Annotated in this window: 20 protein-coding genes; 8 read left to right on the top strand and 12 right to left on the bottom strand. The window is 58.1% G+C overall.

Annotated features, from left to right (window positions below):
• Positions 1-19: 19 nt before the first annotated feature.
• Positions 20-589 (bottom strand): helix-turn-helix domain-containing protein, encoded by a 570-nt coding sequence (locus H7850_RS11665; protein ID WP_227369712.1) that lies wholly within the window; start codon positions 587-589, stop codon positions 20-22.
• Positions 590-758: 169 nt separating this feature from the next.
• Between H7850_RS11665 and H7850_RS11660 the strand changes: the two genes are divergently transcribed.
• Both H7850_RS11660 and H7850_RS11655 read left to right on the top strand, forming a co-directional pair.
• Positions 759-2,522: a sodium:solute symporter family protein gene (locus H7850_RS11660; protein WP_227369711.1), complete on the top strand. Its 1,764-nt coding sequence runs from the start codon at positions 759-761 to the stop codon at positions 2,520-2,522.
• A complete protein-coding gene (locus tag H7850_RS11655) occupies positions 2,519-4,480 on the top strand; it encodes an FAD-dependent oxidoreductase (protein ID WP_227369710.1) in 1,962 nt (653 codons plus the stop codon). The genes H7850_RS11660 and H7850_RS11655 overlap by 4 nt, the downstream gene beginning before the upstream one ends.
• A gap of 100 nt (positions 4,481-4,580) precedes the next feature.
• Here H7850_RS11655 and H7850_RS11650 read toward each other — a convergent pair whose 3' ends face one another.
• Positions 4,581-5,000: an STAS/SEC14 domain-containing protein gene (locus H7850_RS11650; protein ID WP_227369709.1), complete on the bottom strand. Its 420-nt coding sequence runs from the start codon at positions 4,998-5,000 to the stop codon at positions 4,581-4,583.
• Positions 5,001-5,105: 105 nt separating this feature from the next.
• On the opposite strand from H7850_RS11650, the gene H7850_RS11645 reads away from it, so the two are divergent.
• Both H7850_RS11645 and egtB read left to right on the top strand, forming a co-directional pair.
• Entirely contained in the window at positions 5,106-6,287 is a 1,182-nt protein-coding gene (locus tag H7850_RS11645) for an NAD(P)/FAD-dependent oxidoreductase (RefSeq protein ID WP_227369708.1), read from the top strand.
• 92 nt (positions 6,288-6,379) lie between these two features.
• The gene (gene egtB, locus H7850_RS11640) at positions 6,380-7,687 is read left to right on the top strand and encodes an ergothioneine biosynthesis protein EgtB (protein ID WP_227369707.1); all 1,308 of its coding nucleotides are present in this window, start codon (positions 6,380-6,382) and stop codon (positions 7,685-7,687) included.
• A 68-nt stretch (positions 7,688-7,755) separates the two neighbouring features.
• Here the strand turns inward: egtB and H7850_RS11635 are convergent, their stop codons facing one another.
• The 4 genes from H7850_RS11635 to H7850_RS11620 are packed head-to-tail and all read right to left on the bottom strand — an operon-like array spanning position 7,756 to position 9,801.
• A complete protein-coding gene (locus H7850_RS11635; protein WP_227369706.1) occupies positions 7,756-8,055 on the bottom strand; it encodes a YqjK-like family protein in 300 nt (99 codons plus the stop codon).
• Positions 8,042-8,386, bottom strand: coding sequence for a phage holin family protein (locus H7850_RS11630; protein WP_227369705.1), 345 nt, complete (start codon positions 8,384-8,386; stop codon positions 8,042-8,044). Before H7850_RS11630 ends, H7850_RS11635 begins: the two co-directional genes overlap by 14 nt.
• Positions 8,387-8,436: 50 nt before the next feature.
• Positions 8,437-8,793, bottom strand: a complete 357-nt coding sequence (locus H7850_RS11625) for a DUF883 family protein (RefSeq protein ID WP_227369704.1) — start codon at positions 8,791-8,793, stop codon at positions 8,437-8,439.
• Between the two features lie 60 nt (positions 8,794-8,853).
• Positions 8,854-9,801 carry a phospholipase A gene (locus tag H7850_RS11620; RefSeq protein WP_227369703.1) on the bottom strand — a complete coding sequence of 316 codons (948 nt, stop codon included), beginning with the start codon at positions 9,799-9,801 and terminating at the stop codon, positions 8,854-8,856.
• Between the two features lie 157 nt (positions 9,802-9,958).
• On the opposite strand from H7850_RS11620, the gene mscK reads away from it, so the two are divergent.
• On the top strand, positions 9,959-13,279 hold the full coding sequence (gene mscK / locus H7850_RS11615) for a mechanosensitive channel MscK (protein ID WP_227369702.1): 3,321 nt from the start codon (positions 9,959-9,961) through the stop codon (positions 13,277-13,279).
• Positions 13,280-13,284: 5 nt separating this feature from the next.
• On the opposite strand, the gene H7850_RS11610 is transcribed toward mscK, so the two are convergent.
• The 5 genes from H7850_RS11610 to H7850_RS11590 are packed head-to-tail and all read right to left on the bottom strand — an operon-like array spanning position 13,285 to position 17,846.
• Positions 13,285-14,052 carry a TlyA family RNA methyltransferase gene (locus tag H7850_RS11610; RefSeq protein WP_227369701.1) on the bottom strand — a complete coding sequence of 256 codons (768 nt, stop codon included), beginning with the start codon at positions 14,050-14,052 and terminating at the stop codon, positions 13,285-13,287.
• Entirely contained in the window at positions 14,049-15,101 is a 1,053-nt protein-coding gene (locus tag H7850_RS11605; RefSeq protein WP_227369700.1) for an ABC transporter substrate-binding protein, read from the bottom strand. Before H7850_RS11605 ends, H7850_RS11610 begins: the two co-directional genes overlap by 4 nt.
• A gap of 59 nt (positions 15,102-15,160) precedes the next feature.
• Complete coding sequence (locus tag H7850_RS11600) at positions 15,161-16,561, bottom strand: sensor histidine kinase (protein ID WP_227369699.1); 1,401 nt, start codon at positions 16,559-16,561, stop codon at positions 15,161-15,163.
• Entirely contained in the window at positions 16,558-17,220 is a 663-nt protein-coding gene (locus H7850_RS11595; RefSeq protein WP_227369698.1) for a response regulator transcription factor, read from the bottom strand. Before H7850_RS11595 ends, H7850_RS11600 begins: the two co-directional genes overlap by 4 nt.
• Before the next feature lie 11 nt (positions 17,221-17,231).
• Positions 17,232-17,846, bottom strand: a complete 615-nt coding sequence (locus H7850_RS11590) for a helix-turn-helix domain-containing protein (protein ID WP_227369697.1) — start codon at positions 17,844-17,846, stop codon at positions 17,232-17,234.
• A gap of 233 nt (positions 17,847-18,079) precedes the next feature.
• Between H7850_RS11590 and H7850_RS11585 the strand changes: the two genes are divergently transcribed.
• From H7850_RS11585 to H7850_RS11575, 3 genes are read left to right on the top strand one after another with little or no spacing between them, the layout of a single operon-like run.
• Positions 18,080-19,066: a Bug family tripartite tricarboxylate transporter substrate binding protein gene (locus H7850_RS11585; protein WP_227369696.1), complete on the top strand. Its 987-nt coding sequence runs from the start codon at positions 18,080-18,082 to the stop codon at positions 19,064-19,066.
• On the top strand, positions 19,066-19,518 hold the full coding sequence (locus H7850_RS11580; RefSeq protein WP_227369695.1) for a tripartite tricarboxylate transporter TctB family protein: 453 nt from the start codon (positions 19,066-19,068) through the stop codon (positions 19,516-19,518). The genes H7850_RS11585 and H7850_RS11580 overlap by 1 nt, the downstream gene beginning before the upstream one ends.
• Positions 19,518-21,032, top strand: coding sequence for a tripartite tricarboxylate transporter permease (locus H7850_RS11575; protein ID WP_227369694.1), 1,515 nt, complete (start codon positions 19,518-19,520; stop codon positions 21,030-21,032). The genes H7850_RS11580 and H7850_RS11575 overlap by 1 nt, the downstream gene beginning before the upstream one ends.
• Before the next feature lie 68 nt (positions 21,033-21,100).
• Here H7850_RS11575 and H7850_RS11570 read toward each other — a convergent pair whose 3' ends face one another.
• The gene (locus tag H7850_RS11570) at positions 21,101-23,113 is read right to left on the bottom strand and encodes a hypothetical protein (protein WP_227369693.1); all 2,013 of its coding nucleotides are present in this window, start codon (positions 23,111-23,113) and stop codon (positions 21,101-21,103) included.
• Positions 23,114-23,135 lie beyond the last annotated feature (22 nt).

Below are 23,135 nucleotides of genomic sequence, written 5' to 3'. Positions count from 1 at the left end.
ATCTTGGTAGTTCAAGGTGTTAAAAAGAAGCCGGCGTTATGAACCATAGCGCCGTGGAAAAGCCCTCGCAGAGGTTGGCATGGCTGTGCGGTTCGTTGCTGGTAAAGGAGAGACAGTCGCCTTCTTCGAGTACGAAACGTTCGCCAGCCACCACGACCTCCATCTTCCCGCTCAACACCAGTACTGCTTCGTGTCCCTTGTGTGAATAGGGCTCGCTGCTCGTGCCCGGCGGGTAGCTCGCGTGAATGACTTCCAACTGGTTGTTGCTGCGCGGTGTCAGCAGCTGATCGACGATACCATCCTGATATTCGATCTTGACGCGTTGCGCCTGGGTAACCAGCTTGTCGCTCTTTAGCGTACTCCCATCATGTTCGCCTTGCGTATCCGAAAAAAGCCATTGCATGGTGACGCCCAGCGCTTGGGCGATATCCACCAGTGAACCGATCGAGGGCTGGCTGATACCGCGCTCGATCTGGCTTAAATATCCATGAGATATTCCGACCTTTTGCGACAATTGCATCAGCGTCATGCCTTTTAGCTTGCGCAGACTGCGAATTCTGGCGCCCTGCAAATGTGTCGTACCCGCCATACGGCCCTCACATCCAATTGAAATGCATAGTGTTCCACAGTAAGCGCCTGCATCACCGGTTTAGGAATTAGCCTAAAGTATTATTACTGTGAGTGAAAAAAGTACACTAAATTTTTACTTCAGTGGAAATCCTATTCCAAGCACCGATTACAATTACAAGGGCGCACTGATGAATATCTATTTCTGGGGGTTATTAGTAAGCATTGCCGTCTATCTGTTGGTAGGTAACTATGCCGGACGCAAGGTGCAGGGGCTCGACGACTACTACGTGGCGGGACGCAAGGCTCCCACGCTGTTAATCGTTGGCACGCTGGTCGCGAGCTTTCTCAGTACTACCGCTTTCCTCGCCGAAACCGGCTTTGCCTATGACGGCTATGCGTTTTTGATGCTGGCACTGGTCGCAATCAATACCAGCGGCTATGTGATCGGGGCGCTGTTTTTCGGCCGTTTCGTTCGTCGCAGCAAGTCATTGACCATCCCCGAATTCTTTGCCAAGCGTTTCGATTCGCGGGCAATGCAGGTGTTGGCCGGCTTTACCACAGTCATCGGTTTGACCGCCTATTTGCTTGCGGTGACTCAGGGTGGTTCGATCCTGATTTCGGATGTAGTCGGTATTCCGTATGGCGTGGCGTTGATCATGGTCTGGCTAGGCTATATGGTGTTCACCCTCTACTCCGGGTCTCGCGGTGTGGTGCTGACGGACACCATCATGTTCTTGTTATTTACCCTAGTTTCGATCGTTGCCTTTCCGTATCTACTTGGCGAAGAAGGGGGCTGGAATGCCACGCTCTCGGCACTCGCCACTTCTGAAGCGAAGCCGGGAATCGTCGCCTGGCATGGCATGACCGGAGAGGGCGCCTACTGGGCATCGGGCAAGGACGCGCTGATCTGGGCTCTGGTTCTGGGGGTATCCTGGTCCTTGGTATTGGCGGTCAGCCCGTGGCAGACCAGCCGCTACCTGATGGCCAGAAGCGAGCATGTGGTGGTGCGGTCGGCCTGTATCTCGGGTCTGGTACTCGCGGTGCTGTACGTGGTGTTGATGATGAGCGGCGCCGCCGTCAATCTCGTCAACCCGGATATCGAGGTGTCGGAGCGGGTCATGGTTTGGGCGGGGATGAACATGATGCCGGCCTTTACCGGTACCTTGTTGATATCTGGCATCATGGCTGCCGCGCTCTCCTCGTGCTCGACTTTTCTGTCGCTGATCGGCTTCAGCGTCTCGAACGATATCGTCAAGTCCACTCGCTGGAGCGAGCAGAAGACGTTACGGATGAGTCGCTACATCATGTTCTTTGCGGCGCTGACCAGCCTGATCCTGGCCTACTTTCAGCCGCCCGCGGTGATGTGGATCACCTATTTCGCCGGCACCCTGTTCGCCTCGTCCTGGGGGCCGGTGGCCTTCATGAGCATCTGGAGCCGACGCATCAGCGCACCTGCGGCTTTCGTCGGCATGCTGGTAGGGTTTGTCATCAACATCGGCGCCAAGCTTCTCGACAATGCGGGTATGGTGGCGCTACCTGTTTATCTTGATCCTTTCATTCTTGGCTTCGCCAGTAACCTGATATGCATTCTGGTGATCTCGCGTTTCACGCAGCCGACGACGGCTGCACTGGCTTACTTCGAGGCAATCCGCCGGACGCCGGAAGAGGAGTTCGATCCCGCCGAGGTCAAGAAGACGCTGGTCTGGCCAGTGGTGGTGATGGTTTCCGGATTGGCTATTGCCGGGCTGCTGGTCGTCTTTTATGCCATTCCCTATGCGGCAGCACTGGGACGTGACTTCAGTCTGCTCAGCGGCGAGAGCCTGCTATCGATTGGCTACGGCACTTCGGTGTTCTGCGTGGGTCTGCTGGCTTACTGGCAAGTGAGGCGGGTCTATGGTCGCAAGGCAGCCCTTCGCGCCATTCCCACACGACACTCGGAGGCTCATTCATGAGCACTCAAGCACTCTTTCCGACTCTTTTTTCGCCGTTTCAAATCGGTCGGCATACGATTCCCAATCGCATTGTCTTTACCGGTCACGATACCTGCCTGCCGGAAGACGATACCGTCAACGATGCGCTGGTGGCGTACATTGAGAAGCGCGCTCGTCATGGCACGGGATTGATCGTGCTGCAAGTCTCCGGCGTACATGAAACCGCGCGCTATACCTCGCATCTGCTGATGGCCAATGACGATAGCTGCATTCCAGGATATCGCCGCCTGGCGGAGGCTTGTCAGAAACATGGTAGCGTACTTTTTGCTCAGCTGTTTCACCCGGGACGCGAGATCATGGAGTCCGCCGATGGTCTCAAACCGGTTGCCTACTCGGCTTCCAGCACGCCTCAGGAGCGCTTTCATGTGATGCCGCGCGCGCTTAGCGGCCACATCATAAAAGAGATCGTTGCGAGCTTTGGTGCGGCCGCCCGGCGTATACAACAAGCCGGCGTCCAGGGGGTGGAGATTCTCGCAAGCCATGGCTATCTACCGGCGCAGTTTCTGAATCCCAAGGTCAATTCTCGAAGTGATGATTACGGTGGCAGCTTCGCCAATCGCGTGCGTTTCCTTGAAGAGATCATCGATGAGATCCGTCGTCAGGCTGGTGACGAGTTGGCTATCGGATTGCGTATCTCCTGCGATGAGCGTGACGAGGACGGCATGACACAGGAGATCGCCATCGAGACACTCAAGCACCTCGAGAGCAAGCTGGATTATGCCAGTGTTGTCGCCGGCACCTCAGCGTCTCTGGGAGGGTCGGTGCATATCGTGCCCCCCATGTCTTACAAGAATGCTTATCTTCAGGATGAAGCCTTGGCGCTACGGGCTGGCTTGTCACTGCCGCTGATTCTCACTGGGCGTATCAATCAACCTCACGAGGCGGAGGCGGTGATCCGTTCCGGCGCTGCGGATCTGTGTGGTATGACGCGGGCGCTGATATGCGATCCGGCGATGCCGAGCAAGGCCAGACAAAACGATGCCGATGGCATACGTGCGTGCATCGGCTGTAACCAGGCGTGTATCGGCCACTTTCACCGCGGGCTGCCGATCTCCTGCATTCAGTACCCCGAGTCGGGCCGCGAGCTGCACTATGACCGAATCGGCATGGCGGAACATGCCAAGCGCGTGGCGGTGATCGGTGGCGGCCCCGCCGGCATGAAGGCCGCGGTGATAGCGGCGGCCAGGGGACATCGAGTCACTCTCTATGAGGCGAGCACGCGTCTGGGCGGGCAGGCCAACCTGGCGCAATTATTGCCGCATCGCGCAGAATTCGGAGGAATCATCACTAACTTGCAAGAAGAGCTCAAGCGCAGTGAAGTAGACGTACTAACCCAGCGGACTGTCACGCCGGAAGAGCTACTGAAGGAAGGCTATGAGCAAGTGCTGATAGCCACGGGTGCCAAGCCCTACACGCCTCCCCTAGAGCGAATGGGCAATCTTCCGGTCAGTCAGGCCGTCGAGTTGCTGAACGCGAAGAACTTACCCGGTGGTCATGTGGTGGTCTACGACAGCCAAGGTGATTGGATTGGTGTAGGCCTCGCTGAGATGCTGGCTAAAGCCGGCGCGCGGGTAACGCTTGCGATCAATGGCTTGCACCTGGGCGAGTCGTTACAGAGCTATGTTCGCGATGGTGCGGCTGCACGGTTGCATAACCTTGGCGTCCAGATAAAAACCTATGCGCGAGCCTTTGGCGTCGACGACGATACGGTTTACCTCTATCACACGGGCGGTGGAGAGCCGATGGTCATCGATGGTGTCGATCATCTGGTTTTGGCGTGTGGAAGTGTTCCCTGCGTTTCACCTGAAGATGAAGATAGTTGGCAAGACCTGCCAGTCACTCTGATCGGCGATTGCCTTGCCCCCCGCACCGCCGAAGAGGCGGTTTATGATGGTCTTAAGGCTGCGGTTGATATTTGATAGAAAAAAGCACTCATCGCGTCGCGTTCAAACGCCTCAGCATGATTAATTCAAGCTGATAGAGAAAAAACAGCAGGAAAATAGATTGCCCCAGCGCACCCTAATCGGGTTGGGTTGAGGCAGCTTTTTCTGCGGAGGTATCTGCCTCCGATGACTCACAGACCCATTGCATTGCGGTCTCTTTCTCTTCTTTCTTGAATGGCCGTACCTCGATGGATGAGAACAGCTGATTCTGGACGCTTGCAACGCTACGCACCCATTGCTGATCCGAAACGACTGCAATGCGATGAAAACGATGCATGCGTCCAAACTGGGTCAGGCCATAACCGATGTCGCGCATCAGGGCGGTACCGGTCATCCAGCGTAGATTATCGACCTCGACAAAGAAGCTGATCTTATCGTGGCTTTTCTTGGTATGTTCGATGGCATCGATGCCGCGCTGGAGATCATCGGCGTCGATACAGCCGGAAACCCGCATGGCAACAACGTGTAAGGCTGGGGCAGCAATCAGTTCGAGCATGAGAGTCACTCCTCAAGTGATAGTCTTTTAACAGCGCAGACATTTTTCAGACAGAGCGTAGAATGACCGGCTTTATCCATTAAATAGTATCTGGAGCCTGTTTGTATGATTTCCAACCCGGATGTCGTGATAATCGGCGCGGGCGCCGCTGGGTTGATGTGTGCGCTGACCGCCGGCTATGCCGGGAGACGGGTGCTGGTCATCGATCATGCCAACAAGCCGGGCAAGAAGATTCTCATGTCCGGCGGGGGGCGCTGCAACTTCACCAATCTCGATACGCAGCCGGACCATTTCTTCTCCAACAATCCCCATTTTTGTATTTCGGCCCTCAATCGTTATCGCCCGGAGCATTTTGTCGAACTCGTCGAACGTCATGGCATCGAGCCGGTAGAAAAGGCGCCGGGCCAGCTATTCTGTGCCGATTCGGCAAAACCGATTCTCGATATGCTGCTTACAGAGTGTGACTGGGCAGGAGCGGAGATTCATCTAAAGACCACCGTCGAGCGCATCGAGCGAAAGGGCGAAGGCATGCGTCTGACAACGTCCGCTGGGGGCATCGATACCGGCGCGGTGGTGGTTGCCAGCGGCGGGCTATCGATTCCGACCATGGGGGCATCGGGTTTTGGCTACGATATCGCCCGCCAATTCGGCCTGGCAGTAACTGAAACCCGCGCTGCGCTGGTGCCGTTTATTCTGACCTCTCAATGGAAAACACGCGCGGCAGCGCTTTCGGGCGTGTCCTGTGAAGTGGACGTGAAATGCCGTAATGGAGGCTATCGGGCACCGATGCTGTTTACCCATCGCGGGCTCTCCGGCCCCGCTATGCTACAGATCTCGAGCCATTGGCAGCCGGGTGATGAACTGCTGATCGATCTTTTGCCAGACATCGATGCCTTCGGTGCGCTGGCCAGTGCACGCAAGGCTACCCCCAAGCGCCGGCTTTCGACCTGGCTGGGTGAGCATTTGCCCAAGCGCCTGGCTCAGGCATTGATCGAGTGGTATGGCAGCGATGGGCTATTGGCGGAGCAGTCCAATGCTCAGTTGCAATATTGGGGCGAGCGACTCAACGCCTGGCGGCTAAAGCCTGCGGGAACGGAAGGGTGGCGTACCGCAGAAGTGACCCTGGGGGGCGTGGATACAGCGGCCATTTCCTCCAAGACCTTCGAGGCTAAGGATCTGCCGCAACTGCGCTTCATTGGTGAGGTGCTCGATATTACCGGTGAGCTGGGAGGGTACAACTTCCAGTGGGCCTGGGCGTCCGGGGTGGCGTGCGGCCTGGCGTTGTAAAAAAGTTACCCGAACTACTTGGACTCGCGCAGTGACCTGCTACGCTGAATTGTCATATCAAGGATGCCATTTTTTCGACAGGAGGTTGCCGTATGTCATTACTTGTGGAAAGAAAGCGCGATTCGGCTTTCGAAGAAATCCAGCATACCAAGGAGTGGTTGCGCAGTTATCAGCGCGTTCGCGCCGCTACCGAAGCGTTATGCGCGCCGCTGTGCAAGGAAGACTATGTGGTGCAAAGCATGGCGGATGTCAGTCCGCCCAAATGGCATATTGCTCATGTCAGCTGGTTCTTCGAAGCATTCCTGCTGACGCCGTTTCATGCATCCTATTGCCCCCTCGATAGCGCCTACGACTTTCTTTTCAACTCCTATTATGAAACTCATGGGACTCCGTTTCCACGACCGCATCGGGGGCTGATATCACGCCCCACGGTAGATGATGTATACCGTTATCGTGCCCATATCGACAATGCCATGGTGGAACTGCTCAGCAATCCACCGGCTGAGCATGTGAATGACATCCTCCACCGAGTGGAGCTTGGGCTCAATCACGAGCAGCAGCATCAGGAACTATTGGCCATGGATATCAAGCATATCCTGTCACAGAATCCGCTTTTCCCGGTTTATCGCAGCGACCTGTCGCCGGCTTCCGATCAACAGGCCGAGCCACTGCGGTGGCATGATTTTGCAGCAGACGTGCGCTATATCGGTCGTGAGGTCCACGCAGATGGTTTTGCCTTTGACAATGAAACGCCGCGCCACCGCCAGTTCGTCGAGGCATTTCAACTTTCCAGTCGCCCCGTGACGAACGCTGAATTTCTGGCGTTCATGCAGGCCGGTGGCTATGAACACCCGGACTATTGGCTATCCGACGGCTGGCAGACGGTCAAGCAGGCTGGATGGAAAGCCCCGCTTTACTGGGTAAAGCGAGATGATGGCTGGTACCACATGACCTTGGGGGGGCTAGTACCCGTGGATTGGCAGGCGCCGGTGAGCCACGTCAGTTTTTATGAGGCCGATGCTTTCGCCTGCTGGGCCGGCGCGCGTTTACCTACGGAGGCGGAATGGGAAGTCGCTGCCCGAGAAGCGAATTCCGAAGGCAACTTCATCGAGCAGGATTACTTGCGCCCGGTAGCCGGCGGAGTTTCAGAGGATGCACCCGGGCAGATGTTCGGCGATGTCTGGGAGTGGACCGGCAGTGCCTACCGGCCATACCCGGGATTCAAGCCACTGCCCGGTAGCCTCGGGGAATACAACGGCAAGTTCATGTCGGGTCAAATGGTGCTGCGTGGTGGATGCTGCGCGACGCCCCAGGCCCATATCCGCGCAACCTATCGAAACTTCTTTCCGCCTCATGCCCGCTGGGCTTTCTCGGGATTCCGTCTTGCCAAGGACGTTTGAAAATAGAAACAACAACGCCGGCATAAGCCGGCGTTTCATTTACACGCTTTGCTAAACGACGATGAGGCTCAAGCGCGTCGATTGCGCAACATGCGATAGGCGACCCGGCCTCGATTGACGAGCATCATGCCGGTAAGCAGCCTGCCCATCAGCTTGCCGGTAGAACGAGGTTTGCGAAGGCCGCGTATTGCAGCAAAGCCGCCCAATGCAATGAAGGCCGTACGCCATTGAGTTAGCCGTTGCCATCCACGATCAATGGGAGCAGTTGCTTCTCGCCAATCGCGCAAGGCCATGGTCATATCAATGCGTTGTTGAAGTATCTCGATCTCGAGCTCTTCTCGCCGCTTAAGACGATCACGATGGCTCACGCGAAGACTCCAGATAGTGCCGATCTTGAGACAGGTTGCTTAGCGTCGATTCCATCAGCCTGCGCTGCTTGGCAATACGCTTGGCACTGAATGCCAGTATGGCAGCCACGAGTAATAGCGTGCCGCCGCTGACACCAATCGCCAAAACACGATGCTGCTCCCAATAGGCGACTATCAGCATCAGAAGTAGCATGCCAATGCCAAAGGCAAACAGTATCAAGCTGGCGCCTGCAAGCATCAGTACCGTAAGGATGCGGTCACGCTCGAGTTCCAGTTCGACTACGGCGAGACGCAGTCTCGTCTCGCCGGTAGTAACCAAGCTGCTCAGCATTTGCCGTCCAGCTTGAATCACGCGTTCCGCTGGGCCGTTGCCGCTGGACATTAGCGCCGTCCGACGATCATGCCGATAACGACACCCACGGCAGTACCGATACCAATGCCGGTCCAGGGGTTCTGATGCACGTAGCGATCGACCATGTCGGCACTATCGAGCACGCCGTCACGGGCATCGTTATAGGCTTTTTCGCCTCGAGCTTCGATACGCGTGCGTGTTTCCCGCAAGCGCTTCTCGGCACGGCTGCGCAATTCCTTGACGTTGCTTCGCGAATCGTCGGCAGTTGCACTGACCAGTTCTTCCACGGTCTGAGAAAGATGACGCAGGTCTTCTTTAAGTTGCTCGGTGCTGGCTCCGCGAGAGTTCGTCTCACGGCTGTGGTGTCCTACAGGAAACATGCTCATTTCTATAGTCTTCCATGAGTGGTGAATAAGGCTATCATCATAGCAACATGCCCTTGGTTATCAATCATTGCCTGGAATACCCGCTAGATAAGTATTCAGGCTGAAGCCCAATCCGAAACGCTGTACGTCCTCATCGTAATCAACGAGACTCTCCCCATACCCATCGAAGTACTGCACATGGCCCCGGACTTTACCGATCAATGGGAAGGTATAGTCTATCAGCGCGCCGTAATGATGCTTGCCTGGATTGCCGCGCAACATGAGGGATATTTCCTGATCGCCGAAGGTATGTACCAGAGTCATGTCGGCATAGCCGATATAGTTCTCGAGGTCCGGGTTGTCGTCGTCTTTATCCGACTCGGGAATGCGCCAGTGGGGGACTACGCTGATCGCCCAATCACCCCGTTGAAAAAGCAAGTCCGCATACAGACGATTCCAGCTGCGGGACAAGGGCTGCGATTGCCCGTTTGACTGGTGCGCGAAACCTACGCGATTTTGCGTGTTGGTCCAGCCAAACCAGGAATAGGCATTGTCGAAACTGATGAACGCTTCGGGCTCGTGATTGGTTTCGCGGAATGGAGACGATGCCTTGGCATTGTAGGCCTGCCACCAGCTGCGCTGAGTATAGGCAAAGTAGAGATCGCCATTGTCACCAAACATGTCGTTCAGGACGCTTACCTTGAGACTGATCTGAAACTTGACTTCTGAATTGTCTGCATTGCCATTGGTGCTGATTGAGTCGAAATCTTCCTGGTTGGGGTTGGTACTGTAGGACCAAGGCAATAAATAGTTGCGTCGATAAACGCTAAGCACCAAGGGATTGCGCGATGATTCGCGCTCAAGTTCACGGCGAACATCCGCCTGCTTCAGGGTGCTGGCAATTGCCTCCTCGCTACCCGAAGTACTATTTTCTTGCGTGCTCGGCTGGGCGTTCGCTTGAATCGAAACGCTCAGCAATGAACAAAAAAGCAACCGCGCAATCACACGCAGCGGTGAGGGCAAAACCATTATCAGCGTCCTGTATGCGGCACCAAGCGTCTGTTTCTACCATGCTGTTCTGCCAAGTCAATCGCTTTGCGGAAGTAATTGCCACCTTGATATGGCGCTCGGATAATTCTTTAGCAATTAGAATGCGATACGCTCGCATGGGAAATGAGGATCAATAATGGCAGCGGGGCAGAAAAGAGGGTGGCGCATAGTCATTGTGGTTGTGCTGGCGTTGTTGTCGATTTGGACTTCGGCCTGGGGCCAGGAGGTGCCACCGGAGCGTGATGCAGTTTCCCGGAGTCTGGAAACACTGACGGCAATAGAGCAGCCGAATAGCGATCAGCAGGAAGAAATGGAAACGCTGCAGTTCGTGCTTGATATGCTGAAGGACATAGAAAACATTCGTCAGGAACGCAACGAGCTCGAGCAGCAAATCACTCGTGCGCCGGATGAAATGCAGCGCCTTGCGCGTTCGCTGCGCGACACGATGGCAAGTGAAACGGTAGACACCGAAACACTCAAGTCTCTCGACATTTCTGAACTGGAAACACGAGTCGCCGATACCCTGAATCGGCTGCAGTCGCTGCAAGACGATCTAGCCAAGACCAATTCACGCTTGATCGCCGCCCAGACGTTGCCCGAACGCGCTCAGGCAACTATCTCCGAAGCGCTCGAAGAAATCGAGGAAAAGCGTCTTACGCTGAGTGATTATAGCGGTGTCGCAAATTCACCGAAGGCATGGTTGGCGCGAAGCGAATTGGCACTGGCGGAGAATAAGTTGGCGCTCAAACGTCGACAGCTGGCCGTGAATACCCGCTTGCTCGAATTGGCCAGTCGTCGGCGCGAAGTGCTTATCCGCGAAATCGATCAAATCGAGGATAATCTCACTCTGATGCAGGCCATCCTCGACCAGAAGCGTCGCGACCAACTTGCAGATACGCTGGGAGCGACGTCCGGTAACGAACCTTCCCTTGCCGATGACAGTGCAGTGGTGATCGATGCCAGATCGCGCAATCGCCAGATGAGTCTCGAGTTGTTGCAGGTGATCGATCGCTATAACGTACTCAAGCGTGAAGGCGTGACGGTGCGTACGCAGCTCGATCGCGTACGACAGGTACAACGCACCTTGAAAGAGCAGATTGAGGCTGTGCGGGGGAGTCAACTGTTGTCGCGCATTTTGCGGGAGCAGCGCAGTTCCTTGCCTCAGGTCGATGCGGTCAAGGGTATTCAAGAACAGATCGCCGATATCCGCCTCAAGCAATTCGAGTTGAATCGACAGCGTGATGGGTTGCGTGATGCGGAACGACTTGCACGTCAGCAAATCGACGAAAATGGCGCTGAAATGACGCCCCAGGTAATCGATACATTGAGGAAACTGTATCAGGGGCGTAGCGAACTGGTGGATCAACTTGAGCGAGAATACGGTGAGTTGCTGACCACAGCCATCGATCTTCAGCTCAATCAGCAGCAGCTACTCGAAATCAGTGCATCGTTGCGCATGACCATCGAAGAACAGCTTTTCTGGGTGGCGAGTCGTCATCCTCTCGATCTGGCCTGGCTGCATCAATTACCACAATCACTGATGGCTCAGGTGAGTGGAGAAGGTTGGCGGCAGAAGCTCCATCACTTCTGGCGGCTCCCTCATCCGGCTGGCCTGTGGGGACTGCCATTGCTGCTGCTTTCCATCGGCCTGTTGCTACGGCGTCGGCCTATCAAGGCACGACTATTGGCTCTCCACGAACAGGTAGGGCGGCTCAAGCGCGATACCCAGATGCATACCCCCAAGGCCATCCTGCTCAACACTCTGATCGCTGCCCCGGGGCCTTTGGCATTGGCTGCCATTGGCGTCTCCATGAGCCTTGGTGGGGTAGGTGTCGTCGTTGCCTGGGGCGAGGCGCTATTGCAGCTCTCCCTGGCATGGGCGGCAATCGCGCTGGTACGTCGTCTCCTCGTACGAGATGGTGTCGCGGTGCGTCATTTCCACTGGCCTGCCGATTACGCTACGCGCTTGCGAAGCCTGCTCTGGTGGTTGGGCATCGCGCTCATTCCAGTGTTATTGATCAGCTCCCTGGCTCAGGGTGACGGCCCGACCCTTGCCGAGCGGCCGCTTTTCCTATTTTTAGTACTGGCGGGTCTGTTGGCCATGAGCGTGCTGCTGGCACGACTCATTCTTGCTCACACACCCTATTTTGGGGTCAAGCTGTTTCGACTGCTGTTAGGGCTGGCGCTGTCCGGCACTACCCTGGTTCTGGCGGTGCTGATCGTGTTGGGCTATGAATACACCGCCTTGAAGTTGGTCAATCGCTTCGTTGCCAGTTTGTATATATTCGGCTTGTGGATTCTGGTCGAGGCATCCGTGGTCCGTGGACTGGCGGTAGCCGCGCGGCGCCTGGCTTATCGGCGAGCTGTGGCGCGCCGCCGTGCCCAGGTTCAGGAAGGCGCCGAAGGTGGGCTCGAGGTCGTCGAAGAACCGCCATTGGATCTCGAGCAGGTCAATCAGCAGTCCTTACGTCTGTCCAAGCTAATATTATTCCTTGGTTTTTCTGTGGTGCTTTACGTTCTGTGGTCGGATTTGCTGGCGGTGCTGGCCTATCTCGACAATGTTGGCATCTGGTCGATCACCCAAGGCGTAGGTGAAAGTCTTAGCGAAACACCCATTACCGTCGCAGACCTGCTGACGGCACTGATTACCGTGGTGCTGACCTCCGTCATGGCACGCAATCTGCCGGGCTTGCTCGAAGTGATGGTGTTGTCCCGGCTATCTCTCAAGCAGGGCAGCGCCTATGCGATCACATCGCTGCTTTCCTACATCATCGTTGGGGGCGGTATCGTTACGGCGCTGGGAACGCTCGGAGTGTCCTGGGGCAAGCTACAATGGTTGGTGGCTGCTCTGGGTGTCGGTCTTGGTTTCGGTCTTCAGGAAATATTCGCCAACTTCATCTCGGGGCTCATCCTTCTTTTCGAACGCCCAATACGCATCGGCGACACCATCACCCTGGGTAATCTGCACGGAACGATCAGCCGCATCCGCATTCGCGCCACCACGATGACGGATTTCGATCGCAAGGAGATCATCATTCCCAACAAGACGTTCGTCACGGATCAACTGATCAACTGGACGCTGTCGGACAATGTTACTCGGGTGGTGCTCAACTACGGCGTGGCCCATGGTTCCGATCTGGACAGAGTGCACCGGTTGCTGGGGCAGGCCGCCGCCGAGAACGAACGGGTGCTCAAGGACCCGGAGCCTCAGGTGCTGTGCACCAGCTACGGGTCGACGGCCTTCAACTTCGAATTGCGCATCTTCGTCAACGATCTGCTCGACCGGCTTTTCGCTGCGGACGAGATCAATCGGCGGCTCGATACGCTATTTCGTGACAACGACATCCGGGTTGCCTTTAATCAGATGGACGTCTGGTTGCACGATGCAGAAGGACGGGCGAAGAACGTCATCTCCCAGACGAAAGATACGACGCTGGGCGAATCACTGAATAAGTGAGGGGATCACCGGTGCCGAGCATGCAACAGGAATTCGCGATTGCCGTCGCCACCGAGAATCGGGCTGTCGCGCCAGCTGAGTACCTCAAAATCGTGCCCGGCACAGCAGGCGCGGATGCGCTCTTCGACCTGTGTATAGCTAGCACTATCCCTGACGATGCCGCGAGTATCTACTCGGCCTGGACCGGCCTCGAACTGCGGCTTGACCAGAGACAGCAGTTCGGCGCCTCGGTTTAGCATCCGGCCTAGCTCCGGTAGGATCAGCGTCTGGGAGATAAACGAAACATCCATGACCGCCACGGCTATCCCGAGCGGGGCATGTTGCTTGATGGCCGCCAGAAGCCGCGGGTCATTGGACATGGCCCTCGCATTGAGCCCTTCGAGGCATGTCACGCGAGGGTCGCGGCGTAATTCGGTATCGAGTTGATCGTGGCCTACCTCGATGCCGATGACATGGACGGCGCCATGGTGCAGGGCGCAGTCGGTAAATCCGCCGGTGGATTGGCCTACGTCCAGCACGCTTTTACCCTCCAGGCGCAATGCCAGAGTGGTGAGCAGGGCTTCCAGTTTCAGGCCGGCACGGGAGACATAACGCTCTTCCTCATCTTCTCCCAGCACAAGCCCCGTGTCTTCCGGAAGCTTTTCGCTGGGTTTCGTCAACGCCTTGTCAGGAGCGCTTTTCAGCGTCACCCGCCCATTGCGAATCAGGCGCTGGGCCCGGGTGCGCGAACGCACTAGCCCTTGGGCGACGAGTAGCTGGTCGAGACGCATCATGGGTGTTCTCTCATGTAGGCGTGGGGATTGGGGCCTGGCGTGGCGCGCTGAAATTCTCGCTCCCATCGGTCCAGCAGCGCTTCGCGCTTGAGGTGATCGAGTGTCGCCAGCAACCCCGGCCCGAGGCGAATCGGCCGCAACGCTTCGCCCAGGCGCTCGCGTAGTGCCGCTGCACTGCCCGGGCCTTCGAAGGCCGGGTGCACGGCCCCCAAGGGCGTTTGTTCGCCGATTACCCGTTGTCCCGCCTCACTGAGCAGGTAGTCGAGAAAGCGTTGCCCTTGCTCACGGTTGTTTGCCGAGCGTGACAGGAATACCAGCCGTTGCATGATCAGCGCATAGTCGTCCGGCACGACGATTTCCAGCTCCGGGTGCGTTTGAACGAAATCCTGAGCGTAGCTGCCGAGCAGATTGTAGCCGATGAGATAGCGTCCCGACGCCAATCCTTTCAGCATTTCGCCGGTGGTGCCCACGAGATCGGCCTGTACGCCGCCAAGGGCGGCGACCAGCTCCCAGTAGCGGGGCGATAGGCGAGCCTCCTCGACGGCATAGGTATAACCGGCACCGCTGAGTGCCGGATCGTAGGTCACTACACGACCTTGCAGGGCGTCGCGCTCATTCTCGAGCAGCCGAAGCAGGTCGCCGTGATCGGTCATCTTGCCGAAACGCTCGGCCAGCTCCCTGCGGTAAACGATCACCACCGGCTCGAAGGTGATGCCGAACAATTCACGCCGCCAGCGCGCCCACTGAGGCCAATTCCGGGCTGCCTGGCCGTCCAGGGCTCGGGCATAGCCGTGGTTGGCCAGCTGATACTGCCAGGGCATGGCCGAAGACATCACCACGTCGGCACTCCTTTCACCCTCGTCGGCCAGGAAGGTGCGATGGATCTCGAGGGTGGTGAGATTGCGATAGGTCAGGTCGATGTGGGGCTGGCGGCGATGGAAGTCCTCCAGCACCGGTGCGATCAGCGGTGGGTCCAGGGCGCCATGAATCAGCAGGTGAGGTGCATTGGCGCGTTCTGGTTCGGCAGGGTAATGCAGTGTCTGCGCCATGCTTGGCTGCGACAGCAACACCAAGCAAAGCCATGAGAGGGCCATTCGCCATCCAACATTCATGATGGCGTCTCCGGAAAGCGTATGACCGCATTCAGTCCATGCCCCGAACCAGCCTCTTCAAGACTCAGGCGCGCGCCGTGGCTGCGGGCAATACCCTCGACGATGGCCAGACCCAGGCCCGACCCCTCGCTGGATAGCCGGTCACTGTGCTGACCTCTGTAAAAGGGACGCAGCACCCTCAGGTGTAGGTGAGGCGGGATCCCGGGCCCGTTGTCCTCGACCGCGAGTATCGGCGGGGCGGTTTGCACTCGAACGGTGATGCGTGGAGCCTCCTGGTGTCGTTCGTCATGCTGACTGCCATATCGTCGCGCGTTGTCGATGAGATTGCTCAGAGCTTCTTCCAGTTGCCAGTCGATTCCCGAAACGATCACGGCATTTTCCGGCACCTCGACGCCAAGGTCGATGCCGGCTCGCTGGCAGGCCGGGAGTGCGTTGCGCGTTGCCCTGCGCGCAATCTGATTAAGATCCAGTGGTCTGAGTTCCGGGGTGGCCTCGGGATTGTTGAGCCGGGTCAGCGACAGCAGTTGTACCGCCAGACGAGCGGCACTGTTGCTGGTTGACTGCATCGCGCACAGGGAGTCTCGCCATACGCTCGGGTCGTCCTGGCGCAGGGCCAGTTCGGCTCGCGCCGATAAGCCTGCCAAGGGGGTGCGCAACTGATGGGAAGCATCGCCAATGAAGCGTTCCTGGTTGGCACGCACGCGGCGCATGCGTGACAGCAGTTCGTTGAGTGCCTCGCGTAGTTCTGCGAGTTCCCGTGGCAACGACAGCTTCAGAGGCGCCAGGGTGCGAGGATCTCGGGCGCGAATGGCGCGACGCAAGCGGGTGAGTGGAGCCAGGGCGAAGCGAATGGCGAGTACCAGTACGCTGGTGGCCAGCAGGGCCAACAGGGCGATGCGGACAAGGCTGCCATGGAAAAGCGATGACGCCAGTCTTTCGCGGCCTTCCCGGGTGTGAGCGACCCGTACCTCAAAATACTCACGCTGGTTCCAGTCCTCGAGCCGAGCATTGCGTATGCCCAGTCGCAGCGTCTGGTTCTGCCAGCCTACATCTGCAAAGCGTAAGGGAGCGCTGTCTCCTTCGAGGGCAGGTAGATGAGCGTTGCCGGTGACGAACTCGTCCTCCGCGGCATAGAGGGCGTAGAACACTCGTTCTTCGGCATCCGTGGCGAGCATTTCCAGAGCCGCCGGCGGCATGTCGAGCCAGAGGCGATCGTCCTGCCACTTGACCTGTTCGGCGATGGCCAGCGACGCCGCCTCGAGCAATCGATCGAAGGCGCGGTCTGCGGTGTCCCGGGCGCCCAGATAGGCTTGCCACAATATCAGTACCGCCAGGCCCAGCAAAGGCAATAGCAACCAGGCCAGAAGACGTCGGTAGAGACTGTCTCGGGCTGTCACGATGACACCAGCTGATAGCCCAGACCGCGTACGGTATGCAAGGTGACATCGCTGTTGGCCAATCGGCGCCGCAGGCGATGCACGTAGACCTCGATGGCGTTGTCTCCTAGAGATTCGCCGGCAAAGGCTTCGGAGGCCAAGCGAACCTTGTCCACCGGCTCGCCGGTGTGGCGCATCAGGCAGGCGAGCAAGCGCTGCTCTCGGGGCGGTAGATTGAGGTATTCACCGCCAAGCGTAAAACGCTGGGCGAGACTATCGAAGTTCAGCGTGCCGATCTGCAAGCTGGCATCGCGTGCCTGGCGGCGCAGCAGCGCACGCACCCGGGCTTCCAGTTCATCCAGGGCAAAAGGCTTGGCAAGGTAGTCGTCGGCGCCCAGGTCGAGCCCCTTCACGCGATCCTCGATGGCGCCGCGGGCAGTAAGGATCAACGCCGGCGTTTTTGCGTCGCACTGGCGCAGGGCGGCAAGCACCTCCAAGCCGCTGCAGTGCGGCAGGTTGAGGTCGAGCAGAATCAAGTCCTGACCATGATCGGCGTGGGACAGTTGCTGACGAGCCTCGCGACCATCCTGGAGAGTCGTGACGCGATGGCCCTCGAGGCGCAATACGTCGGCCAGCGTCTCGGCGAGCAGTGCGTCGTCTTCGATCAAGAGTAGCTTCATGGCTGTCTCGCTCAGGGCGCAGCAATCGCTGACGGGCTAGTAGCCTCCGGCCGCTGTGCCACTCTGGACACTGCTTCGTTCAATAACGCGGTGGCGGTGGTGGGGTCGAGGCGTCCGCGTGGCCCGGAGAGGGCGAGCCAGAGTGTTCCCGAATCCGCTGTCGTCAAGCGCTGGCAGACCATGACACCGCCAATGAAATCCAGTATAGGGCTGCCCTGGGGCGCAGGCCAGCGCTGCCCGGGACGTAGTGCATGATGCAGGGCCGCATCCGGGGTCGTTACCAGGCGGCATTCGGCGTTTTCATCGTCGATCTCGATCAGGCTGGCGGTTTCGCCGCTGACGCCGGCCAGGCGATCGAGCACGGGCTGGATACTGACCTCGAGCTGCCTGCTAGGCAGGTGCCGACGGGCCAGGCGCAATGGTGTCGACCCCAGGCGATAGCGTCCATCGCTGCCGCGCTGCACGTAATCGAAGCGCTCTAGTGAGCTCAACAGGCGTAACAACGTGCTCTTGTAGAAGCCCGTGGCATTCGCCAGTTCGGCAAGCGTGAAGCTCTCCATGGAGGAGTCGAATGCTTCGAGTATGGTCAATGCCCGTTCCACGGCCTCTACGCGGTCTTGTGCCATGCTTTCAGTGTGCCTCGTGCAGGAGTGGGGGATGCCGTCACCGATACACTACTTTGGTCGCAGCGACGCCAATAAACGTTGACGCCACCTCTCAAGATGCCTAGCTTTCTATTCAGAGGAACGGCGTTCTTCCTTACAGAATTGTAAGGTAACGTCTAGGTGAATGGCAAGTCCGGCGATTCGCCATTCGTTTCGAGTCGATTGATCCATCTCCACAGGAAAGGGAAACAACAATGACGATGAAAGCACCCATCAAACTACTTGCTGCGGTGACGCTGACCTTGGGTAGCAGTATGGTCATGGCTTTCGAGCCCTCCGGCAAGGTGGAGTGCCTGGCGCCTGCAGACCCGGGTGGCGGCTGGGACTTTACCTGTCGGAGCGTGGGCAAGGTACTCGAGGAAATCGATCTGGTACCGCGCAGCGTGCAGACCATCAACATGGCCGGCGCCGGTGGTGGTGTCGCCTATGCCCATACGGTGAGCAAGCGTGCCGGCGACGAGCAGCTGCTGGTTGCAGCCTCTACCGCCACGACTACCCGTCTGGCCCAGGGCCAGTTCCAGGGTTTGGACGCGGACATGGTCAACTGGATCGGAGCGCTGGGAGCGGACTATGGCATCATCGCTGTGTCCAAGGATTCCGAGTATCAGGATCTGCCGACATTGATGGACGCGCTCAAGCAAGACCCCCGGGCGGTGAAGTTCGCCGGCGGCAGCGCCAAGGGCGGCTGGGACCATCTCAAAGTATTGATTGCGGCCCAGGATGCCGGGGTCGAGAACCTGCCACGCATTCCTTACCTGTCCTATAACAACGGCGGTGAAGCCATGACCCAGGTGGTGGGCGGTCATGTGGACGCCTTCACAGGTGATATCACCGAAGCCCAAGGCTTCATGGAATCCGGCGATCTACGCGTGCTGGCGGTACTTGCCGAGGAGCGTCTGCCGGGCGAGTTCTCCGACATACCCACCGCCAAGGAGCAGGGCATCGATGCGGTCGGCCCTAACTGGCGTGGCTTCTACATGCCGGCGGATATCTCCGACGAGGCCAAGCAGTATTGGGTCGACGCCATGGACACCATTTATGAAAGCGAAGAGTGGAAACAGGTCATGACGCAGAATGGTCTGATGCCCTTCCACAAGAGCGCCGATGAATTCGAAGAGTTCGTCAAGCGGCAGATCGATGACATCGAAACCCTCTCCAAGGATATCGGGCTGATTCAATAATGGCACTCAACGATCGTGTCTTTGGCATACTGATGCTCGTCCTGGCCGTTGCATACGGCTGGGGCGCCACTCAGTTTCCAGAACCGTTTGGCGGGGCCGAGGCTGTCGGCCCCGAAACGTTTCCATTTCTGTTGGCGGCGGTGCTGGCGCTGACCAGTCTTTACCTGATCGTGAAGCCGGACCCGGATAATGCCTGGCCGCCGGGTCGCATATGGCTGGAGCTGGTGATTGCCGTTGCCGTGCTGATCGCCTATACGCTGTTGCTACAACCCCTGGGGTTCGTCATCGCCACGACCCTGGCGGTGGGCACCCTGTGCTGGCGCATGGGGGCGGCAGTGCTGCGGGCATATCTCACCGGACTCATCGCAGGGGTGGTGGTATTCCTGCTGTTCACCTATGCGTTGGATCTGCCGCTGCCCTGGGGATTGCTAAGCGTGCTGGAGACAAATTGATGGAAACCCTCAATTATTTGATCGATGGGTTCGGCGTCGCGCTGCAGCCGCATAACCTGATGTTCGCGCTGCTGGGGGCGTTTCTCGGCACCCTAATCGGCGCATTGCCAGGTCTGGGACCCGCCAATGGGGTGGCGATTCTGATCCCCTTGGCGTTCTCTCTGGGATTGCAGCCGGATACCGCTCTCATCATGCTGACGGCGGTCTATGCGGGTGCCATGTACGGCGGACGCATCTCGTCGATCCTGCTGAACATTCCCGGCGATGAGCCGGCCATGATGACCTGTCTCGATGGCTACCCGATGGCGCAGAAGGGTAAGGCGGCGGAAGCCCTGGCCATTTCCGCCGTGGCCTCTTTCATGGGGAGCTTGATTGCCACCATCGGTCTGATCCTTCTGGCACCGCTGCTGGCCAGGTTCGCCCTGACCTTCGGCGCAGCGGAATATTTCGCTCTGTTCGTGCTGGCCTTTGCCACCCTGGGTGGTATTACCGGCAAGAACCCGGTCAAGACAATCATGGCGGCGGCCATCGGCCTGATGATTGCCACCGTGGGTATCGACAATACGGGCACCCAGCGCTACACCTTCGGCATCCTCGAGCTTTATGAAGGCATCGATTTCATCATCGCCATCGTCGGTCTGTTCGCCATTTCCGAACTATTGTTCTTTATCGAGGAGCGCGCCGGGGGCGGCAAGCCGGCCATGATGGTCAACAAGCTCAAGCTCTCCTGGCGGGATATCGTAGCCATACTGCCAACCTCCTTTCGCGGAGGCGTGCTGGGGTTCATCGCCGGCGTCTTGCCAGGGGCAGGCGCGTCCCTGGGCAGCTTCATCAGCTATACCCTGGAAAAGAAGATACTGGGCAAGAAAGGACACTTTGGCGAGGGCGACCCCCGCGGGGTGGCGGCACCTGAAGCCGGCAACAACGGTGCATCGTCCGGGGCGCTGGTGCCCATGTTGACGCTTGGCGTGCCGGGCAGCGGTACCACGGCGGTGCTGCTGGCGCTGTTGATCTCGTTGAACATTACCCCTGGGCCGCTGATGTTCACCCAGAACGCGGATATCGTCTGGGGCGTGATTGCGGCGCTTCTAATCGGTAATTTCCTGTTGTTGCTGCTGAACATTCCCATGGTGGGTATCTTCGTCAAGCTGCTCTCCGTGCCGCCGATGTATTTGCTGCCCATTGTCACCATGGTGGCCTTCGTGGGTATCTATTCGATCAGCAATTCCGCGTTCGACCTTTATTTCATGGTCGCTTTCGGTGTAGGGGGCTATTTCCTGCGCAAGCTGGAGATTCCGCTGGTACCGATCATCCTGGGTCTGCTGCTGGGACCTGAAATGGAGAAGAATTTACGCCACGCGTTGGACATTGCCGATGGTGACTGGACGGTGCTATGGAGCAGCGGTCTGGCGATGGGTTTATGGAGTGTGGCAATCGTCGGTCTGATCCTGCCCTATCTGGTCGGGCCGATTCTGCGTCAGCGCATGAAGGGAAAAGGTGGCGTAGGCGATTGAGATCGGTACTGACGAGACCCCACTGGCATTCCAGTGGGGCCTTCGTTTGAAGCGAGAAAAAGTAGGCTTTAAAGCGAACCGCTTAGAGCCTGTAAGGGGTCTGTGGGTATCCGATCCTTGGCCCAGGTGCGCTGGACTTTGGCGACGACTTCTTGAATGTATCCTTCGTCGACAGCGCTGGTATCGCCTGGCTCCAGAGGGTCGTAATGAAAGATATAAAGACGCGAAAGAAAGTCTTCGAAGAGTAGGGAGGCCTCGCCGTAACGCTCGCCGTTCCCAGCGGTACTGACCACCACACCATCCCCCCAATCCTGACCGCTATCGTTGTTGGGATTGAAGAAGTACATGCGCATGACCTGTTGCGGGTCCAGGCTCACCCGCAGCAGTGAAATGGCATGCCATCCGATGAAGCGCGCAGCGCTATCGGTGACCGCGACCCCCGCGGGTTGGGGGTGAATCAGCGGTTGATTGCCATTGTAGTAAGGGTGGTAGCAGGCATAGAAGTGGCGCAGGAAATTTTCCAGCTGAAACAGCTTGCCGGTAGCGACATCCACGGCAATCCGGAAACCGCGTCCGGCCCACCAACCGTGGAATTCCGGATTGACCCAGCGGTGCGGGTCTTCGCCCCGGGCCATGCAGCGCCGTCCCATTTCGGTGTAGATGCGATCCAGATGCGGCACCACCAGCAGCGATACCGGGTCGAGATCCATGGGCAGCGTCTTGGCGACACCCTCAAGGTTTTCCCTGGAAGAGACCGGCTGACCTTCGAAGTGCATGATGATCTCGTCGTCACGCGTGGCCCAGACGATCATCTGCAGCAGGTAGTCCGGGTCGTTGTAGGACCACATCGAAAGGGCTCGGGCCGACTGACAGGTGGGATTGTTACCTTGCCCGACCCCGAGCGGCTGGCCGAGCATGCACAGCACGCCCTCCATCAGCCGCGCACCGGGAGAAGGCGTGACACCGAAGGCAAGGGTCAGGCGTTGCTGGGAATAGGGTGACAACTCGAGCCCTACCTGGCGCCACAGGGCCGGCGCCACCGGCGGTTGATATAGGATGCCGCGCTCGAGCATCAATGCCAGCCCGTAGATGGCCTGGCTGGTCTCGGGATGCACTGCCAGATCGATCATGGCATGGACCAGGGCGTGATAGCACAGCAGGCAGTCACGACCGGTGCTGGAAAGGCCTAGGGCCTCGCTCAGAACATGATCGCTGTGCGTCAGTAGATGGCGCAGCAGCAATGCGTGATAGGGCGAGACCAGGCCAGTATCGTGCATCGCTCGGGCGAAGCCGGTAGCTTCGAACTGAAGCGCCGCCGCGTCCATGCTTTCCAGGCGCTGCTGATAAATTTCGAGGCCTGGATCCTCGCGACAGCCGTTGGTGGTACCGAATAGGCTGCTGATCAGGCGATCCGCGCCTTGACCGCTGACGCCAAGGTCGATGTTCGGATTGATGCGACAGGCGGCAATCTGCAAAATCATCTGCTTGACGGATTCGACCTGAATCGGGCGCTGCTGCAGCACGCGCCAGATCTCGTCCACCAGCTGATCGACGATATGCTCGTAGCCGATACCCTCCGCTAGATGCCTGAGCAGGCCCCGGGTCAACAGCGCCAGGCTACCTTGCTGCGTTCGCTCTGCTTCGCTGGGGGCCGTAAACAGCAATTCCAGATTGAGCGCCAGTACCTGGGTCAGATAATGATGAGCCTGTTCAGTGGAAATGGCGGAATGCGGGTAGGCACCCTTGGCAACTGCCAGCAGGCGTATTTCGCTCAGGGTTTCCATCAGCACTACGTCACTGGATTCCGAGCGCAGCGAATACTTGGTCAATGCAGGTTGCAATATTTGTGGTTGGGCCCAGTCGGAGCCGTTGAAGATGCCCGCCGTCTCTAATGGTGCGGCGCGTTGCTCGATCGCATCAAAGCCGCCTTCCATCATCATGATACGGCGCAACGCCGTCAGCACCCGACTGGTTTTGGTGGCTTTGGCATAATCCGGTGTTCGGGCAAGGATGTCGATTGCCTCATCCAGATTCGCAAGCGACCTTTGCAGGTCGCCGGCGTTTTCTCCTTGATTAGTCAAGCAAGCTCCTTGGCATGCTGCA

Source organism: Halomonas sp. M20 (genome assembly GCF_020622265.1).
Classification (GTDB): domain Bacteria; phylum Pseudomonadota; class Gammaproteobacteria; order Pseudomonadales; family Halomonadaceae; genus Modicisalibacter.
This window is presented reverse-complemented; position numbering and strand designations above follow the sequence as displayed.

Excerpts from the sequence above, each read along its gene's own strand:
- H7850_RS11580 (WP_227369695.1), top strand. The coding sequence starts at position 19,066 with ATGGCACTCAACGATCGTGTCTTTGGCATACTGATGCTCGTCCTGGCC.
- H7850_RS11665 (WP_227369712.1), bottom strand. The coding sequence starts at position 589 with ATGGCGGGTACGACACATTTGCAGGGCGCCAGAATTCGCAGTCTGCGC.
- H7850_RS11660 (WP_227369711.1), top strand. The coding sequence starts at position 759 with ATGAATATCTATTTCTGGGGGTTATTAGTAAGCATTGCCGTCTATCTG.
- H7850_RS11625 (WP_227369704.1), bottom strand. The coding sequence starts at position 8,793 with ATGAGCATGTTTCCTGTAGGACACCACAGCCGTGAGACGAACTCTCGC.
- H7850_RS11650 (WP_227369709.1), bottom strand. The coding sequence starts at position 5,000 with ATGCTCGAACTGATTGCTGCCCCAGCCTTACACGTTGTTGCCATGCGG.
- mscK (WP_227369702.1), top strand. The coding sequence starts at position 9,959 with ATGGCAGCGGGGCAGAAAAGAGGGTGGCGCATAGTCATTGTGGTTGTG.
- H7850_RS11595 (WP_227369698.1), bottom strand. The coding sequence starts at position 17,220 with ATGAAGCTACTCTTGATCGAAGACGACGCACTGCTCGCCGAGACGCTG.
- H7850_RS11620 (WP_227369703.1), bottom strand. The coding sequence starts at position 9,801 with ATGGTTTTGCCCTCACCGCTGCGTGTGATTGCGCGGTTGCTTTTTTGT.
- H7850_RS11610 (WP_227369701.1), bottom strand. The coding sequence starts at position 14,052 with ATGATGCGTCTCGACCAGCTACTCGTCGCCCAAGGGCTAGTGCGTTCG.
- egtB (WP_227369707.1), top strand. The coding sequence starts at position 6,380 with ATGTCATTACTTGTGGAAAGAAAGCGCGATTCGGCTTTCGAAGAAATC.
- H7850_RS11630 (WP_227369705.1), bottom strand. The coding sequence starts at position 8,386 with ATGCTGAGCAGCTTGGTTACTACCGGCGAGACGAGACTGCGTCTCGCC.
- H7850_RS11575 (WP_227369694.1), top strand. The coding sequence starts at position 19,518 with ATGGAAACCCTCAATTATTTGATCGATGGGTTCGGCGTCGCGCTGCAG.
- H7850_RS11585 (WP_227369696.1), top strand. The coding sequence starts at position 18,080 with ATGACGATGAAAGCACCCATCAAACTACTTGCTGCGGTGACGCTGACC.
- H7850_RS11655 (WP_227369710.1), top strand. The coding sequence starts at position 2,519 with ATGAGCACTCAAGCACTCTTTCCGACTCTTTTTTCGCCGTTTCAAATC.
- H7850_RS11605 (WP_227369700.1), bottom strand. The coding sequence starts at position 15,101 with ATGGCGCAGACACTGCATTACCCTGCCGAACCAGAACGCGCCAATGCA.
- H7850_RS11645 (WP_227369708.1), top strand. The coding sequence starts at position 5,106 with ATGATTTCCAACCCGGATGTCGTGATAATCGGCGCGGGCGCCGCTGGG.
- H7850_RS11590 (WP_227369697.1), bottom strand. The coding sequence starts at position 17,846 with ATGGCACAAGACCGCGTAGAGGCCGTGGAACGGGCATTGACCATACTC.